Origin of the sequence: Flammeovirga sp. SubArs3, assembly GCF_947387565.1 — a bacterium.
GTDB classification, from domain to species: Bacteria; Bacteroidota; Bacteroidia; order Cytophagales; family Flammeovirgaceae; genus Flammeovirga; species Flammeovirga agarivorans.
The window spans coordinates 21,227-38,967 of record NZ_CANDOA010000010.1 but is presented as its reverse complement, the minus strand read 5'-3'; the positions used below and the strand labels follow the sequence as shown (position 1 = coordinate 38,967).

Here is a 17,741-nt window from a genome sequence, read left to right as displayed (position 1 = left end):
AATTGTAATCATAAATATTTCAATTAAGTTAACAGCAAAATGGCTACAGAAGCAGATCGTAAAATTCTCGTAGTAGACGACGAGCCAGATATTGTAGAGATCCTTAGTTATAACCTCCAAAAAGAAGGCTATAATGTAAAAACAGCAAATGATGGAAAACAGGCAGTAGACATTGCTAAAGATTTCCATCCAGAATTAATTATTCTGGACATTATGATGCCTGTTATGGATGGTGTAGAAGCTTGTCGCCAAATAAAAGAAAATCCTGAGCTTTCTGAAGCACATATTATTTTCCTAACAGCAAGAGCTGAAGAATACTCAGAAGTTGCTGCTTTTGATGTAGGTGCAGACGATTATATCGTTAAGCCTGTTAAGCCAAGAGCATTAATGAAGCGTATTGGTTCTATCTTTAAACGTAAGAGCAAATCATCATCTACCAAAAAAGATATTATCAATATTGGTAAATTTTCAATTGATAAATCAAGCTATACGCTATATGTGGATGGAGAAGCGAAGACACTTCCGAAAAAAGAGTTTGAACTTCTTTATTTCCTAGCAGAAAGTCCAAATAAAGTTTTCAATAGAGATGATCTGTTGAGAAATATTTGGGGTGCTGATGTTTATGTCTTAGCCAGAACAGTTGATGTACATATCCGAAGAGTAAGAGAAAAAATCGGTGATGGCTATATCAAAACTGTAAAAGGTGTAGGATATAAATTTGAAGCTTAATAAGCTTTTAACGATATTTACGAACCTCATTTCCATAATGGTTAATGAGGTTTTTCTTTCTAACAACATTTTATACATATGTTTTTTAACGCAAAGTCAGTTTCATTGCTACTTGCATTGTGTATTGGAGGTGTTACAGCAGCTTTCCTTTCTATTATTCCTGATGTCTCAAAAACAGGAACAATAGTAGGCTTGATGATCTCATTTTCATCTTCTTTCCTTCTCACTTACTTTGTTTTAGAGTTTATCTTTTTCAAAGAAATTGGTAACATTCATAGACAAATTCATGAGCTAAGAAGTAATCAAACGACTAAAGATGTTCACCCTGAACTTTCGAAGAAAGAGAAAAATCCAATTGTTGGCATTAAGTCTCAGATTAAGAACTATGCTAAAATGAAGGAAGACGAGATTGCTCAGTTAAAACAAATGGAGCAATACAGAAAAGAATTCCTTGCAAACATTTCTCACGAGTTAAAAACACCAATTTTTGCCACTCAAGGGTTTATTCTAACACTATTAGATGGTGCCGTTGATGACAAAAGTGTGAGAGACCGTTTCCTAAAGAAAGCAGCAAAGTCTTTAAATGCTTTAAATATTTTAGTTGAAGACCTATTAACAGTATCCAAAATAGAAGCTGGAGAAATCAACATGGAATTTGAAGAGTTTGATCTACAAATTATGATTGTTGATGTTTTAGAGCAGATTGAACAAAAAGCAGAAAAGAAAAATATAACTGTCAGTTTAGAGGCTCCTTCTGATGATCCTATTTACATAAATGCCGATTATAACCGATTAAAACAGGTAGTTATTAATTTAGTTGTTAATGGTATTAAGTATAATCACAAAAATGGATGGGTTAAAGTAATTTTGGATGTTCATGAAGATACTGTTACTATTGCAGTAAAAGATAATGGCATGGGTATTCCTCATGAAGATCAAAATAGAATCTTCGAAAGGTTTTACCGTGTTGAGAAGAGTAGAACTAAGAAACAGGGCGGTTCTGGTTTAGGGCTAGCTATTTGTAAACACATTCTCGAAAGACATGACGCTGTTATTCAGCTTGAAAGTGTACCAGAGGAAGGTTCTACATTCTCATTTGATTTAACATTAGTGAAAGAAGAAGAATATGAAGATTCCGAACTTTAAGAAGTGGATCATTTTTGAAAACGACAATTACATTCTAGTTAATAAACCACCTTATATTTCATCTTTAGAAGATCGTGATAAGACCTTACCAACGGTATATCAGGAAGCAAAGAAATATGCAGGTGATACTCAATTATGTCATAGATTGGATAAAGAAACTTCTGGAGTAATGGCTATTGCTAAAAACCCAGAAGCTTATAGAAACCTAGCCATCCAATTTGAGAAACGTCAGGTTGAAAAGGTATATCATGCTGTTGTTGATGGAGTAGAAAACTTCGATGGTTTAATGGTTGATCGTAACATTTTAGTCTCAGGAAGAGGAAATGTTAGAATTGATATTGAAGGTAAACCCTCTCAAACTTTAGTAAAGACTGAAGAAATATATAAGTTTCACTCTCTAGTAGCATGTAAGCCATTAACGGGTAGAATGCACCAAATACGTATTCATATGGCTTATTTGGGCTCTCCTATTATTTCTGACGAAGTTTATGGAGGTAAGTCTCCTTACTTATCTGAGATTAAAGGAAGAAAATTCAACTTGAAAGGCGGAACTGAAGAACAACCATTAATGTCTAGGGTTGCCCTTCATGCAAGATCGCTTACTTTCAAGGATGTTGACGGTACTGAAATTAAAATAGAAGCTGATTATCCAAAAGATATGAGAGCTTTGATTACTCAATTAAGAAAATTCAAATAAACTTATGCTTTCTCCCTATTTTCAAGACCATATGCATGGCAACGTTTGTTTTGGCTGCGGAATGAAGAACGATGACGGTCTTCATATTAAAAGTTACTGGGAAGGAGAAGAAGCCATTTGTATTTGGAATGCAGAAGAGAAATACCACGGTTGGGCCAACTTACTCAGCGGTGGTATTTTGTCTACAATTATTGATTGTCACTGTATGGGTACAGCCATGGCTGATGCGTATAGAGAAGAAGGTAGAGCATTAGACTCCGCCCCTCATTATCGCTATGCTACTGGAACATTAAACGTAAAGTTTTTAAAGCCTACCCCTATCAATATTCCTATTAAACTCATCGCTACTGTTACTGAAAGAAAAGGTAAAAAAGTAGTCATGAAATGTGAATCCTGGTCAGGTGATGTGAAAACAGCAGAAGCTGATGTAGTTGCTATCCGAGTATTCAGCAGTGAAGACAAACAAGATAAAAATCCTTTTATTGATTAACTCATGATGCATATTACCAATCCAGAGATTGATAAATATATTGAGGAAGTAGCTACTGAAGAACACCCTATTCTAAAAGAATTAGATCGAGATACACACCTTCAGGAAAATATGCCTCACATGGTTTCGGGACACCCTCAGGGGTTATTTCTTACTATGCTAGCAAAAAGCATGAACGCTTCTAAAGTACTTGAAATTGGTACTTTTACAGGTTATGCAGCAATAGCACTTGCTAAAGGAATGCAAGAAAATGGAACACTTCATACTATCGAAGTAGATGACGAAAAAGAAAAGATCATCTCTGAATATATCACTAAAGCAAATTTGGACAATGTCATCAAACTACACATTGGTAAGGCACTTAACATTATCGATGAATTAGATGATATTTTCGACATCGTATTTATTGATGCCGACAAGATGAATAATGATGCTTATTATGAAGCTTGCCTTCCCAAAATAAGAAAGGGAGGTTTCATTCTGATTGACAATGTTTTATGGAAAGGTAAAGTCGTTAATCCTGAAGCAAAAGATAAAATGACGATAGCCATAAAAGACTTCAATAAAAAAGTAACTTCTGATAAAAGAGTACAAAGTTTCATTTTACCATTACGAGATGGTATTTTAATGGCCCAAAAATTGTAATTTAGTGGCATAATCACTAATTTATTTTTGTGAGAGCTCAGTTTTATTGTACATCTCTCATATTTTCAAGGTCGATTTTAGCCTATTATGAAAAAAATATATTCCATAAGTCTACTCTTAAGCGCTGGTACACTGTTTAGTTCTTTCAATAGTTCTGAATTAAAACTTTCAAACCCAAATAAGGATGTTATGGTTGTTCAACAGCCTCACCAAACTGACAATCCTTACCCTATCATCACTAACGTTCATACTAAAAAAGTTAATGGTGAAGAAATTACATTAGTTGATGCAAACGCTATCCCTGCATTTATCGCTGGGCCAAATCAAAACTTAATGCTTATCGCAACAGCATTAGGAATAGATGTAAAGAAAATATACAAATACAATGATATGGATGCCTATGATGATCTTCAAGAAGGGCATGTATATTATTTAAAAGCTAAAAAAGGTAAAGCAACTGTAGCTAATCATACGGTTGATGAAGAAAAGAACTTATGGGAGGTTTCACAAAGGTATGGTATCAAGTTATCTAAACTTGCTAAGAAAAACCGTATGAAATCTGATGAGCCTTTGGCTAGAGGTAGAGTTTTATTCTTACAAAAAACTAGACCAAAATCTGTTCCTCCTAAAGTCATTGATCTTCCACCAGCAGAAGAACCTGTTGTTGAAGAAGAATTAGCACAAATTGATTCTGCTGCTGCCATTACCACTGGTGTTGCTGTGATTTCAATTCCAGCTGATTCTACTGCTAACGCTGTAGACCCTTCTTCTAAAACACATACAGTACAAGATGGAGAAAGTCTTTTCACTATCTCGCACATGTATGATGTCACTATGTTAGAACTAAAAGAATGGAATAACATTGGCGACAATCTTTCATTAGAAGAAGGACAAGTATTAATTGTCGGAAAAGAAGGCTCAAGTGTAGCCACTACCGCCGAAGCTGTATCTGTTCCGGTAGCTGAAGAAACGGCAGTTATTGAAGAAATTACTGAGCAACCAGCAATTGACAATGCTGCTTACGATATTGCTCCTAATTCTCAAATGAATGCTAGAGGTAAAACGATCACCGTTGGTGAAGCTTCTCCAGCCGCTGCAAATACAGCAGCTACTGTAGCAGCAACCACTACAATTCTAACAGTGGCCAATGATGCTCCTGCTGAAGCCATGCCAACTGCTCCTGAGAAATATACTGTTGGAAAAGGCGAGTTCTACTATGCTATTGCTAGAAAGCATGGTGTAGCAGCAACAGATCTTATGGCTTGGAACAATAACAAAGAATTGCACCCAGGGGATGAAATTTATGTTTCAAACCCGAATGCATCAAATGCAGTTAATTCTGTTGCTTCTAATCCTTCTATTAACAGTACTGGAAATTATTCAACGCATACTCTTCAACATCCAGTGCAAAAAGGGGAAACGTTAGAATCAATCGCTGCTCAATATGATGTAACTACAGAGGAGATTATTCAGCATAATGCTGTATTGAAGAATCAAGGAGACTATCACCGTCTTCCAATGTTATTACAGATTCCTCAACGACAAACTCAGTCAAATACTGTTGCTGAGCCTGTTGCTTATGCATCCACAAAGCCAGCAAATGATATATACAACCAACCTGCACAAGTTAAAGCAGAGCCGAAAAAAGAATCAGTTCCCGCAACAGTAACTCAACAAACGGCAGTAACGGCACCTGCAGTTGCAAGTACTTCTTCAACAGCAAATGCAACAACACATACAGTACAACAGGGTGAAACTCTTTTTGCTATCTCTAGACAATATGGGGTATATCATAAAGACTTAATTGAATGGAATAACCTTCCTTCAAATGGTGCCTTAAACGCTGGTCAGGTATTAAAATTAACTGCACCAGAAAGTGCTATTACTGAAGAGAGTGCTTCTGCTTCACCTCAACAGATTGAAGAGTTTCATGTAGTTGGTTCAGGTGATACATTATATTCCATCTCAAGAAAGTATGGTGTCAATGTGTCGCAAATAAAATCACTCAACAACATGAGTAACAACGAGATAAAAGTTGGACAAAAGTTAAGAGTTAAATAACTTTTGAATCACTAATCATAAAAATACTAGGAGCCTCAGGGCTCCTTTTTTTGTTATAAAGAAATATTATCAATGAATAATTGACAAAAACCGCTCTTCAATTGTTATTAAGCGGGTGTTTGATTGAGAAATGTATTTATAAAAACATTTACTCATTATAATTTTGTACATTTGCGACACAAAATTAACTGACAAAGTATATTCAAAATTAATTATAGATAATTATGCCAGGAACGGAATATTTTGGTGCTGAAGAAAGAAAAGAAGTAATGGACGTTTTAGAGTCCGGTATGCTTTTTAGATACAATCATGATGACCAAAGAAATGGTCATTGGAAAGCAAGAGAATTTGAAGAGTTATTCCAAAACTATACTGGTGCAAAACATGCTCACGCTGTTTCTAGTGGTTCTGCTGCCGTAGCTTGTATGATGGCTGCTGCTGGAATCGGTCACAATGATGAGGTGATTTGTACTCCTTTTACTTTCATTGCTCCTATCGAAGCCGTTTTATTCGCAGGTGGTATTCCTGTTTTTGCAGAAGTTGATGAAACACTTAACTTAAGTGCTGCATCTATCGAAGCTGCAATTACACCAAGAACAAAAGCTGTATTATTAATTCATATGTGTGGTGCTGCAGCAGACCTTGATGGTATCAGAGCGGTTTGTGATAAGCATAACATTAAATTATTAGAAGATGCAGGTCAAGCCTTAGGTGCTTTCTACAAAGGAAAACACGTAGGTTTGTTTGGTGATGCTGGTGCTGTATCTTTTGATTTCTTCAAAATTACTACAGCTGGTGAAGGTGGTGTTTGTTTCACAAATGACACTGAAAAATATGAAATTATGGCTCAATTCTCTGATCATGGTCACTCTCACGTTGGCGATAACAGAGGTATGGAACCACATCCAATTTTAGGTTTCAACTACCGTTTAGGTGAGTTGAATGCTGCTGTAGCTGTTGCTCAGATGCGTAAATTGGAAATGATCCGTGAGCAAAACAAAAAGAATAAAGCTATTCTTAAAGATAGATTAAAAGAAGTGCCTTTCATTACTTTCCGTTGTCTACCAGACGAAGAAGGTGATTCAGCAACTTTCTTAAACTTCTTTATGGAAACTCCTGAATTAGCCAAAGCTGCGGCTGATCAGTGTGGTAAAGATGGTGTTGGTGTCGCTTATTGGTATACTAACATGTACCACTTCATTAATCAATGGGACCACTTAAAATCATTGAATTCTCCATATAAATTGGCTATTCATGATTATGAGCACCGTCAAGACTGGAATAACCTTGAGTTACCAAAATCTCAAAATATCATTGGCAGATTATTATCAATTGGTATTAGAGCTACATGGACAGAGGAAGAAATCCATGCATTTGCTGATAAATTAATTGCATCATTAAACTCTGTTGTAGCTGTTAATAACTAAGACTATGCATAAGAACTTCAAAAACATAGACAAAATCGTTTACGGTAAAGGGTCTTTCAATCAAATTGATGACATCTTAGCTCCTAAACGTGTTGAAAACGATAAATTCATGGTATTTATCGTTGATAAATATTTCGAAGGTAAAGAATTAGCTGATCGTATTCCTGCTCATGCTGAGGATTTAGTATTCTTCGAAGATATCGATCAATATGAGCCAACTACTGATCAAGTTGACAACCTTCGTGATAAAATCTTAGCAGAAAAAGGTATTCCTGCAGGTATCATTGGTATTGGTGGTGGTTCTATTATGGATATCGCTAAAGCATTATCATTAATGGTAACAAACGAAGGTTCTTCACAGTTATATCAAGGTCTTAACCTTGTGAAGAAAGCTGGTGTTTACCATATGGGTGTACCAACAGTAGCTGGTACAGGTGCTGAATGTTCAATGACTGCAGTATTAACTGGACCTGTTAAGAAATTAGGTTTAAAATGTGATTGGACAGTATTTAACCAAGCTGTATTAGATCCTGAATTATTATCAACTGTAGAACGTAACCAATGGTTCTACACTGGTATGGATTGCTACATTCACTGTATTGAAGCGGAGAGTGGCTTATACTTTAATGCTTACTCTAAAGCTTATGGTGACCAAGCTTTATCACTTTGTAGAGAAATTTACTTAGGCGATAATGCAGGCCAAAACTTAGAAAACGACGAAAAACTTATGATTGCCTCATTATTTGGTGGTTTAAGTTTAACATATTCTGAAGTAGGTGCTTGCCATGCTTTATCATATGGTTTATCTAAGATCTTAGGTACTAGACATGGATATGCTAACTGTTTAGCTTTCTATCATTTAGAAGAATTCTATGGCGATGCAGTCAACGAATTCAAATCGATGATTGAAAAGCACAATATTGATCTTCCTCAAGGACTTTCTAAAGAGTGGTCTGAAGAAACAATTGATGCAATGGCTGAAGTAGCTTACAATCTTCCTCACATGTGGAATCATGCAATTGGCCTTGATTGGAAAGAAAAATGGACTAAAGAAGATATCAAGAAGCTTTATAGACGTCTATAATCCTTAAAATCATACATCTAAAGAAGAAAAGCCCTTTATTTACTTAGAGGGCTTTTCTTTTTTTATTAAATTAAAAGCATACTGTTTATTTCTTAATAATTATGACCTATAACTACTTTGGAGAATACTATCAATAAGAAAGATATTAGAGGGTTAAGCAAAGACGAACTTATAGAGGAATTGAGCACTACTTATCAGAGAGAATTGTTATGGAAGGAAAAGTACGAAGAACTATCACAAGCCCAAGACAACACCAATAACTTTAAATCTCTATTTGATCAAAGTGCTCAAGGATATTGGGAATGGGATTTTGCTACTAATACAGAGTTCCTTACTCCTTCTTATACTAAAATGCTTGGCTTTGAACATCATGAATTTCCAAATATTCAATCAGCTTGGAAAGAAATGATACATCCTGATGACCTTGAAGAACTGATGAGGTCCTTTGAACAACATGTAGCTACTAAAGGAAAAAGTAGTTTCCATAATATCGCTAGATGGAAAGGAAAAAATGATAAAACTATCTGGGTATATTGTAAAGGGCAGATCATTTCATGGACTGATGAGGGGCAACCTCAGAAGTTAATCGGCTATCATGTAGATATTTCTGATTCAAAAGAACTCAAGAAAATCAAAAAAGAAAAGGTAAAACTGAATCAGAAGAACAAAGAATTACATAGAGTTAATGAGGAAATTAACAGGTTTATGTATAGTGCTTCTCATGACCTAAAATCACCTGTTGTTTCTGCTTTAGGCTTACTTGAACTCATTAGTGAAAATGAAAACAAGAAGGAACAAAAAAATTACCTTGAATTAATTAGTAAAAGCCTTCATACGCTTGAACATTTTATTTCAAAAATCATAGATACATTAAAGATTCAGAATATTGCTTTAAACAGTAATAAAATCAATCTGAATAAATTAATGTCTGAAGTTGTCAATGCATTACAATTTTTACCCAACTTCAATAAAGTTGATATTCAATGGGTAAATGAAGACTTTGAATGGTACTCTGATGAATACCGTCTAAAATTGATTCTATCGAACTTAATATCTAATAGTATTAAGTATGCCAATGTATATCAAGAAGAGTCCTATGTTCGCCTTAAATTCACTTCAAAGGACAATGTTGGAACTGTAGTGATTCAGGATAATGGAGTTGGCATCAAAGAAAAAGATCAAGAATCAATTTTTGATATGTTCTATAGAGCAACAGATAATAACCAAGGCACTGGTTTAGGGCTTTACATTGTTAAAGAAACTCTGATGACTCTCAATGGGAAAGTAGATTTAGAATCTGAGGTAAATAAAGGCACAAAGTTTACAATAACTCTACCTCTATCTGAAAAATTATAGCTAATATTGTTATTCTTCCAATTCACTCTATTCAAAGAATAACTACTATTTTATGCTAAACTGCAAAAACTGTAATACTCCAATAAATGAGGATGATCAATTTTGTCATAAATGTGGTCAGAATACTAAAAACTACAACATCAACTTTCGCATTCTTTTAGAAGATTTTCTTGAAGAGGCGTTTGGTTATGACTCAAGAATTAAACACACCATTCTTCCATTTCTTACTAATCCGTCTTACCTCTCAAAAGAATTTTTAAGTGGTAAAAGGGTTACTTATGTCCTTCCTCTAAGGCTGTATTTGTTTTGTTCATTACTCTTTATTTTCACTTTTAATAACCTACTTATTGATAAGCATGGTTTCAAAATCGACTTTAAAGAGTTATTAGCTAAAACAGGTGATACGGTTAAGGAGCAGTTTAAAACAGAACCTAACGACTCATACAAGGATTATTATGATATAGATTCTACGGAATACGCTAAAGAGTATATTAATGTCAATGTAGATAATGATTCATTGAGTGACCAACTCACAAAGGAGCTCAATTTGATTTTTGATGCTATTCGGGAAAGGGAAACTTTAGAAGAATCTTTTATTCAAGATACGCTACAAGTACATGATTGGTATAAGGTAAAATTAATTAAGCAAGCTAAATACATCTATGAAGATAATGCCGTATTATTTCTTCAAACCGTTCTGAGCAATATATCAATAGCTATTATGTTGTTAGTACCTATTTTTGCTCTATATCTTAAAGTACTGTATGTGAGAAAAAAGAAAGTTCAGAACAGGTATATACAACATTTTATATTCTCAATACACTTGCATGCCTTTGCCTTATTCATTTTCACTTTGTGTATAATTTTAGGTCAAATTCATTTTGCTAGTATCAACGTCTTGATCACTCCATTACTTATTTATTGGATGATTATATCTACTCTAATGTTCAGGAAATTCTATAAACAAAGTTGGAAAAAGACATTATTGAAAGTCTTTGTTGCTATCAACATTCACTGTTTTGTGATTGCCCTAGTTGCTTCATTAGAGATTTTTATCTCTCTCTATATATTCTAAAAAAAGAAACCCACTGAGAGACGCTTTTCTCAGTGGGTTAAAATATAAACCTATTACCGTTATTAAACAGTTACAGGTTCTTCATCGAAAATCGATTCTAAAATGGACATTGCAGCCTCTCTACCATCAAGAGCTGCAGTAACAACTAAATCAGCCCCTCTTACACTATCGCCACCAGCGAATACATTCTTTAATGATGTTTCACCTTTGTCGTTAGTTTTGATCGCTCCCCACTCGTTTGTTTCTACTCCTGCATCAGTAATCCATTTTAATTTTTCATTACTAAAACCAAGAGCTAGGATAAATACATCAGCTTCAACAATTGCCTCTGATCCTTCAACCTCAGAAACAGCCTGTCTACCTGAAGCATCTGGTTCAGAAAGTTTCATATCTACGAATTTTGCTCCGTAAACATTACCTTCATCATCAGCAACAAAGTTTTTTGGAGATGTTAAGAACTTAAATTCTACACCTTCGTCTTTCGCTGCTCTCACTTCTTTGCGGCTACCAGGCATGTTCTCTTCGTCACGACGATAGAAACATGTTACCTTTGCTGCTTTCTCTCTAATTGAAGTTCTTACACAGTCCATAGCGGTATCACCACCACCAATTACAACTACTCGTTTTCCTTCAACACTATATTTTTTATCATACTGCTTTTCCTCAATTTTCTTTTGGATATTCGTCAAGAAAGGAACAGCCATGTAGATGTTATCAGAATTGTAAGCTTCATTACCTAAAGCTCTACCTGCCATTGCTCCTACTCCTAAGAACACTGCATCGTAATCTTTATTTAATGATTCTAATGTCACATCATTTCCGATATCTACACCTGTATGTAATTCCATACCTGCTTCAAGAAGTAATTCGATTCTTCTTTCTACAGCATGTTTTTCAAGTTTAAAACCAGGAATACCATAAGTAAGTAATCCACCAGCTTTATCTGCTTTTTCAAAAACTACTGGCTTAACACCAGCTCTTAATAAGAAAGTAGCACAAGATAAACCTGCAGGACCAGAACCTACGATAGCTACCTTTTTGTTTGTTAATTTCTCAGCAAATTCAGGTTTAAAACCTTTTTTAAAGCCTTTTTCACTAATTGCTACCTCAATTGAACCGATAGTAATGGCTCCAATTGTTTCTTCTTCATTACCATCATTTAGAGTACAAGCTCCTTCACACAAACGATCTTGTGGACAGATTCTACCTAAGATTTCTGGGAAAGGAGAACTCTCGTTAGAAATTTTAAATGCTTGCTCTAAATCTTTTTCAGCAATAAAGCGTAACCATTGAGGAATATAATTACTTAATGGACAACCTACTGATGAACAATAAGGGTTACCACATTGTACGCATCGTGAAGCTTGTGAGGCCGTTTCAGAAGTAGTATATACTTCGTTGATCTCATCAAAGTTCCCTACTCTTTCATCTGCAGGACGAAGAGTTGGTGTAATACGTTCTATTTTAGTGAATTCATACATAATTCTAAATTCTTTTGTTGAGGTGAATGGATTTAAATTTTTAAGAATGTGGGTAATTAAATACCCACATCTTTAAATCTAATTGCCTTCCATTGGGTTTAATGGAGACTTCATATCTTTAGATGTTACCATGTAGAAGTATCTTACTTCCTCACGGAAATGATCAAGGATATGTTTCGCCTTTGTAGAACCAGTACGGAACAAGTAGCTACGTAAGATTCTCTGTAAGTAGAAACGTCCTTCATCTCCTTCATCTGTATCAATACGTCTTGCCTTGATAAGTTCCTGGTTCATCTTATCGATGAATGAGTTTGTTTTGTCATAGACAAAAGCAACACCACCAGTCATACCTGCTCCGAAGTTGTTACCTGTTTTTCCAAGGATAACTACAGTACCACCAGTCATGTATTCACATGGGTGATCACCTGTTCCTTCTACAACAGCTAAAGCTCCTGAGTTTCTTACGGCAAAACGTTCACCTACTTCACCTCTAACAAATAGTTTACCTCCAGTTGCACCATATAAACAAGTGTTACCTGCTAAGTTACGTCCTTCAGTAATACCATCTTTTGGAGTGATGATAATATGTCCACCACTCATACCTTTACCAACATAATCGTTACCAGTACCTTTCAATGATAATAACATACCATGGCTTAGTAAACAACCAAATGATTGTCCTGCTGTACCTGTAAGATTAATTGTAATTAGTTCTTTTGGTAAACCTTTCTTTCCGTGGAATTCTGCGATTTGACCTGAAATTCTTGCACCAAAACTACGATTAGTGTTTACAATTTCTTTATCAAGAACTGTTCTATAATGTGGTCCTTTGATCACTGGCATCAATTCTGACAAGATCTCTTGTTCGAATTCGTTTGGATCAAATGGCTCATTAGAAGCTTTTTCTCTAATGTCTTTACCTTCTGCATAGTAAAGAACATCCTTGAAGTTAAATTTCTTCGCAAAGTCATTGTCAATTACATCTAATAAATGAGTTTTACCAATGATCTCATCTAATGAAGTATATCCTAATTCTGCTAAGATTTCTCTAACCTCTTCAGCCATTGCTTGTAAGTAGTTCACTACACCTTTTACAGTACCCATGTAGTAAGCTCTCAATTGCTCTGATTGAGTTGCAATACCTACTGAACACTTATTAAGGTGACAAACTCTTAAGATCTTACAACCAATAGTTGTCAATAATGATGTACCGAATGCAAAGCTTTCTGCACCAATGATTGAAGCTTTTACTAGGTCAAGACCCGTTTTCAAGCCACCATCAGTTTGTACTTCTACAAAGTGACGAAGTGAGTTCACTTTTAGTGCATTGTGTGCTTCAGCCAATCCAAGTTCCCAAGGGTTACCTGCAAACTTAATTGAACCTAATTGAGCTGCACCAGTACCACCATCAGCACCCGAGATAATAATTTTATCTGCATATGCTTTTGCTACACCTACTGCAATAGTACCTACACCTGCAGTTGATACCAACTTAACACAGATACGGGCCTTAGGGTTCACTTGCTTTAAATCATAGATTAATTGAGCAAGGTCCTCAATTGAGTAGATATCGTGGTGTGGAGGAGGAGAAATTAGTGTTACACCTGGGATTGTACATCTTAATTCTGCAATTAAAGATGTTACTTTTGAACCTGGTAACTGTCCACCTTCACCTGGCTTGGCTCCTTGTGCTACTTTAATCTGAATTTCTTCAGCATTTCTTAAGTAGTGTGGTGTTACACCGAATCTACCAGAAGCAACTTGCTTAATCTTAGAGTTTTTGATTGTATTGAAACGCTTAGGATCTTCTCCACCCTCACCAGAGTTAGATTGACCACCAATTGTATTCATTGCTTCTGCTAAAGCTTCGTGAGCTTCTGGTGAAATTGAACCTAGAGACATCGCTGCAGATGTAAATCTCTTTGTAATTGCCTCAATTGGTTCAACCTTAGAAATATCAATCGGCTTTCTATCAGATTTGAATACAAAGAAGTCACGAATCATACGTAAACCTCTATTATTAATCTGATCTCTTAATTCAGCATAATCTTCAGATTTACCTGTTACAGCAAATTTTCTGATACTTTGTGCTACTTTAGGAGCGAAATCATGATATTCTCCATTTTCAGCGTACTTGTAGAAAGAACCTACTTCAAGAGGATACATCTTTTTGATGAATCTTGTTTTGTAAGCAGCTTTGTGATAAGCTTCAATTCTTTCTTCAATATCAGAGAAGTCAAGACCTGGGATTAGAGCTTCACTTCTTTGGAAACACTGATCAACGATTGAATTGCTAAGACCAATCACATCAAATAGAGATGAGTTTTGGTAAGATTCAATTGTTGCAATACCCATTTTCGACATGATCTTTAATAAACCAGCATTTAAAGCTTTTTGAACTTTAATTAATGATTTCTTACGAGTCATGTACGAGTCTGCACCTAAGTTTTCTGCTACTTGAAGTGCTGTACCAAACAATAGGTATGGGTAAATACCTGTTGCTCCGGTTGCTAATAGAACGGCTGCTGAGTGGGAGTCATACACCTCACCTGTAATTGCAACGATAGACACTTGAGATCTTAAGCCTTTTTTAGCAAGGTGGTTACTTACATAACCAACAGCCATTGGCATTGGGATCAGCTTTTGTGATTTAGATAAATATCTATCATCTAACATCACAATAGAAGTATCCTCGTCTCTTACAGAGTTTTCTACTGTTTCACCTAAATCATGTAATGCTTTTTCTAAATCTGTAGTAAAAGCAGTACTGAAGGTTTTATTTGTGTAATGTGGATCATACAACGAATCGTTATTCAAGCCGAATCTTCTTAACACATCAAAGTGCTCATAAGAAAGAATTGGAGACATTGATTTCAAACGATGTGCATTGTTTGGCCCATCAATTAATACGTTGTTATTTCTACCAAAAGTAACTGCCGTTGACATTACCATTTTCTCACGTAGTGGGTCAATCGGTGGGTTGGTTACTTGAGCGAATTTCTGACGGAAGAAATCAGTAAAGTTTCTTTGAACATTTGAGAAACAAGCTAATGGTGTATCATCACCCATAGAACCTGTATCTTCTTTACCAGTTTCAATCATCGGACGAACAACACCTTCTAACACTTCGTTTGTGTAGTTATGGTAACGTTGCTTGTCTACAATATCGTCATATCTATAATCGTCCATGGTTAAGAAGTTCTTATCCACATGTTCCATTAGATATGCACTATTTTCATGAATCCATTTACCCCAAGGTCTAGCCTCTTTAAGGTATGTATTAATTTCATCATGCTTTAAAATTGTCCCATAACGAAGATCAATACCAATCATTTGGCCAGATTGCAATTTACCTTGCTCTCTGATATTATCTTCCTCAAGATCAATTACACCATACTCAGAACTAATAACAATTCTGTTATCGTTGGTGATGATATATTTTGCAGGTCTTAAACCATTTCTATCTAGCACACAGCCTAAGTGACGGCCATCACATAGGTTTAATGCTGCTGGACCATCCCATGCCTCAAAGTTACTTGCTGCATATTCATAGAATGATCTAAGTTTAGCATCTAAGTTTGGTACGTTTTGCCATGGTGCAGGCACTACTGAACGAGCTGCTTGGAAGAAATCCATGCCAGCCGTTACTAGGAATTCAAAAGCATTATCTAATGAAGCTGAATCTGATCCACCCGGTACTAAAATCGGGAAGATTCTTTCTAATTCTTCTTCAGTAAATACCTCTGATTTTAATACCTCTTGCTTAATTGAGAAATTAAAGCGGTTCGCTTGGATAGAGTTAATCTCACCATTATGAGCTAATGTTCTAAATGGTTGAGCTAATCTCCACTGAGGTAATGTATTCGTTGAGAAACGTTGGTGGAATACAGCAAATGACACCTCAAATTCTTCTTGTTGTAAATCAACAAAAAGCTCTTTGATATGAGTTGGCATTACTAATCCTTTGTACGAAACTACTTTTTCTGAGAATGAAGGAATATAGAATCCTTCGTCTTCTCTTAAAGCATGCTCTACTTCTTTTCTTGTAAGGTATAAGAGAGCTGAGAAACGTTTCGTAGACATCAAGGCATTTGGTACTACAAATGCTTGAACGATATCTGGTAGCAATTCAAAAGCTTGCTTACCTAATACTTCTGTATTTAAAGGGACATTTCTAGTGAATAATACCTTTAAATCGTTTCTTTCACAGTATTCAGAAAATAATTCTTTTTGTTTATCCGCATCTGTCAAGAACATCATTGCAACAGCATAACGTTGCGGAAGGTCAATACCATTAAGTTCAGCTTCTTTTCGCATGAATTTATCTGGCATTGAGAATAAGAAACCACTACCATCACCACTCACACCATCTGCTGCAATTGCACCACGGTGAATCATTCTTGATAAGGCTTCTATAGCGTCTAAAGTCATTTGCCTTGAGGGCTGATTCTTGTAGTTGGCAATCATACCAAAACCACAATTGTCCTTAAAGGCCGTTAATCTGTGTTCCATAAATAAAGCGTCTTCCGATTTTCGATAATTGTTGGACTTTGGAGGTCTGTTGTTAGCTATATAGCAATCCTAATTTTTAAGAATCTAAGAATAATAATTACTATCTATTTGTATTTTGTTCTTTCCTCACAAAGCTTTTACGTTCACAACACTTTCAAATATAAGAGTATTTTTTAATAAATCATTAATAAATACCACATTATAATGAATATTTCGTATTTATAAGATGAATTATGACAAAATATCAAAAGCATGTTTTATTTATAACACAAAGAATCTAGATACTATAAATTGTATTTTTTACATTTTTGATTAGTGTAAAATCATCACTTTTTATGGAAAATATTAGGTTATTCGGTGTCAAGCATCTGTAACAAATTCGTTTTGTTTTTTAAAGTGATAGAAGATCGTGTATAATCTAGTATATCTAACTTCTTGTACTTGCTCATTAATTTAGAAACGGTTTCTCTTGATGTTCCGATTAACTTCGAGATATCATTCTGAGAATAATGGTGTTTTACAGTATTTCCATCGCTAAAATCATCATCAAAAATATCTTTAATAAATTCAATCAAGCGTTCATCAGCATCTTTACATACAAGAATTTCTAATCTTCTCTCTATTTTTTTTATCCTCAAACCGATGAGCTTATAGATATACAAACCAAACTGTTCGTTATCTCTCATTAAGTTTCTCATTTTTTCAATAGATAAAAGACATAGGGCAGTATTATCTCCCTCAGCAATTGCATATTCATCTCTTTTCTGCTGACCTAGAAGAATTTTCTCTCCAAATATTTCACCTTTAGATAAAATCAGTTTTACTATTTCTTCCCCATCTTGATTGTATTTACATAATTTGACCTTTCCTTTACTCACTAAATAGATTTTCTGTTCTTCGTCTTCAGGGAAGTAGATCACTTCTCCTTTTTTGAACATTAAGCCATTATTTTTAAAGTAGTTGTTAATTTTCGTTGGGCATAAAATTGAATATAAATCAAAATTATGCATGTGCCAGAGTGAGTCCATATTTCCTTAC

13 protein-coding genes are annotated in these 17,741 nt (G+C 35.1%); 10 read left to right on the top strand and 3 right to left on the bottom strand.

The genetic code is table 11. The annotated features are described in order from the left end of the window. Window positions 1-39: 39 nt before the first annotated feature. The 10 genes from QL232_RS22310 to QL232_RS22265 all read left to right on the top strand — a co-directional run bounded on the left by QL232_RS22310 (window position 40) and on the right by QL232_RS22265 (window position 10,710). Window positions 40-729, top strand: a complete 690-nt coding sequence (locus tag QL232_RS22310) for a response regulator transcription factor (RefSeq protein WP_168881365.1) — start codon at window positions 40-42, stop codon at window positions 727-729. 78 nt (window positions 730-807) lie between these two features. Next, on the top strand, window positions 808-1,875 hold the full coding sequence (locus QL232_RS22305) for an ATP-binding protein (RefSeq protein ID WP_281615827.1): 1,068 nt from the start codon (window positions 808-810) through the stop codon (window positions 1,873-1,875). Next, the gene (locus QL232_RS22300) at window positions 1,856-2,572 is read left to right on the top strand and encodes an RluA family pseudouridine synthase (protein WP_168881367.1); all 717 of its coding nucleotides are present in this window, start codon (window positions 1,856-1,858) and stop codon (window positions 2,570-2,572) included. Before QL232_RS22305 ends, QL232_RS22300 begins: the two co-directional genes overlap by 20 nt. A 4-nt stretch (window positions 2,573-2,576) precedes the next feature. Then, complete coding sequence (locus tag QL232_RS22295; protein WP_281615826.1) at window positions 2,577-3,062, top strand: PaaI family thioesterase; 486 nt, start codon at window positions 2,577-2,579, stop codon at window positions 3,060-3,062. Window positions 3,063-3,065: 3 nt separating this feature from the next. Further along, window positions 3,066-3,707 (top strand): O-methyltransferase, encoded by a 642-nt coding sequence (locus QL232_RS22290; RefSeq protein WP_281615825.1) that lies wholly within the window; start codon window positions 3,066-3,068, stop codon window positions 3,705-3,707. An 87-nt stretch (window positions 3,708-3,794) separates the two neighbouring features. Continuing rightward, a complete protein-coding gene (locus QL232_RS22285; protein WP_281615824.1) occupies window positions 3,795-5,768 on the top strand; it encodes a LysM peptidoglycan-binding domain-containing protein in 1,974 nt (657 codons plus the stop codon). 224 nt (window positions 5,769-5,992) lie between these two features. Then, window positions 5,993-7,195 (top strand): DegT/DnrJ/EryC1/StrS family aminotransferase, encoded by a 1,203-nt coding sequence (locus tag QL232_RS22280; protein ID WP_168881371.1) that lies wholly within the window; start codon window positions 5,993-5,995, stop codon window positions 7,193-7,195. Window positions 7,196-7,199: 4 nt separating this feature from the next. Further along, window positions 7,200-8,279 carry an iron-containing alcohol dehydrogenase family protein gene (locus tag QL232_RS22275; protein WP_211093208.1) on the top strand — a complete coding sequence of 360 codons (1,080 nt, stop codon included), beginning with the start codon at window positions 7,200-7,202 and terminating at the stop codon, window positions 8,277-8,279. A 117-nt stretch (window positions 8,280-8,396) separates the two neighbouring features. Beyond that, on the top strand, window positions 8,397-9,635 hold the full coding sequence (locus tag QL232_RS22270; protein ID WP_281615823.1) for a PAS domain-containing sensor histidine kinase: 1,239 nt from the start codon (window positions 8,397-8,399) through the stop codon (window positions 9,633-9,635). Window positions 9,636-9,687: 52 nt separating this feature from the next. Continuing rightward, a complete protein-coding gene (locus QL232_RS22265; protein WP_281615822.1) occupies window positions 9,688-10,710 on the top strand; it encodes a DUF3667 domain-containing protein in 1,023 nt (340 codons plus the stop codon). Window positions 10,711-10,772: 62 nt separating this feature from the next. On the opposite strand, the gene QL232_RS22260 is transcribed toward QL232_RS22265, so the two are convergent. The 3 genes from QL232_RS22260 to QL232_RS22250 all read right to left on the bottom strand — a co-directional run bounded on the left by QL232_RS22260 (window position 10,773) and on the right by QL232_RS22250 (window position 17,731). Further along, window positions 10,773-12,191, bottom strand: coding sequence for a glutamate synthase subunit beta (locus tag QL232_RS22260; RefSeq protein ID WP_168881374.1), 1,419 nt, complete (start codon window positions 12,189-12,191; stop codon window positions 10,773-10,775). Window positions 12,192-12,269: 78 nt separating this feature from the next. Then, window positions 12,270-16,703 carry a glutamate synthase large subunit gene (gene gltB / locus QL232_RS22255; protein WP_168881375.1) on the bottom strand — a complete coding sequence of 1,478 codons (4,434 nt, stop codon included), beginning with the start codon at window positions 16,701-16,703 and terminating at the stop codon, window positions 12,270-12,272. Between the two features lie 350 nt (window positions 16,704-17,053). Beyond that, a complete protein-coding gene (locus tag QL232_RS22250) occupies window positions 17,054-17,731 on the bottom strand; it encodes a Crp/Fnr family transcriptional regulator (protein ID WP_281615821.1) in 678 nt (225 codons plus the stop codon). Window positions 17,732-17,741: the final 10 nt, after the last annotated feature.

Bases quoted from the DNA above. Each gene is read 5' to 3' on its own strand.
- QL232_RS22285 (WP_281615824.1), top strand. From the start codon at position 3,795: ATGAAAAAAATATATTCCATAAGTCTACTCTTAAGCGCTGGTACACTG.
- QL232_RS22295 (WP_281615826.1), top strand. From the start codon at position 2,577: ATGCTTTCTCCCTATTTTCAAGACCATATGCATGGCAACGTTTGTTTT.
- QL232_RS22290 (WP_281615825.1), top strand. From the start codon at position 3,066: ATGATGCATATTACCAATCCAGAGATTGATAAATATATTGAGGAAGTA.
- QL232_RS22280 (WP_168881371.1), top strand. From the start codon at position 5,993: ATGCCAGGAACGGAATATTTTGGTGCTGAAGAAAGAAAAGAAGTAATG.
- QL232_RS22260 (WP_168881374.1), bottom strand. From the start codon at position 12,191: ATGTATGAATTCACTAAAATAGAACGTATTACACCAACTCTTCGTCCT.
- QL232_RS22305 (WP_281615827.1), top strand. From the start codon at position 808: ATGTTTTTTAACGCAAAGTCAGTTTCATTGCTACTTGCATTGTGTATT.
- gltB (WP_168881375.1), bottom strand. From the start codon at position 16,703: ATGGAACACAGATTAACGGCCTTTAAGGACAATTGTGGTTTTGGTATG.
- QL232_RS22275 (WP_211093208.1), top strand. From the start codon at position 7,200: ATGCATAAGAACTTCAAAAACATAGACAAAATCGTTTACGGTAAAGGG.
- QL232_RS22250 (WP_281615821.1), bottom strand. From the start codon at position 17,731: ATGGACTCACTCTGGCACATGCATAATTTTGATTTATATTCAATTTTA.
- QL232_RS22310 (WP_168881365.1), top strand. From the start codon at position 40: ATGGCTACAGAAGCAGATCGTAAAATTCTCGTAGTAGACGACGAGCCA.
- QL232_RS22300 (WP_168881367.1), top strand. From the start codon at position 1,856: ATGAAGATTCCGAACTTTAAGAAGTGGATCATTTTTGAAAACGACAAT.
- QL232_RS22265 (WP_281615822.1), top strand. From the start codon at position 9,688: ATGCTAAACTGCAAAAACTGTAATACTCCAATAAATGAGGATGATCAA.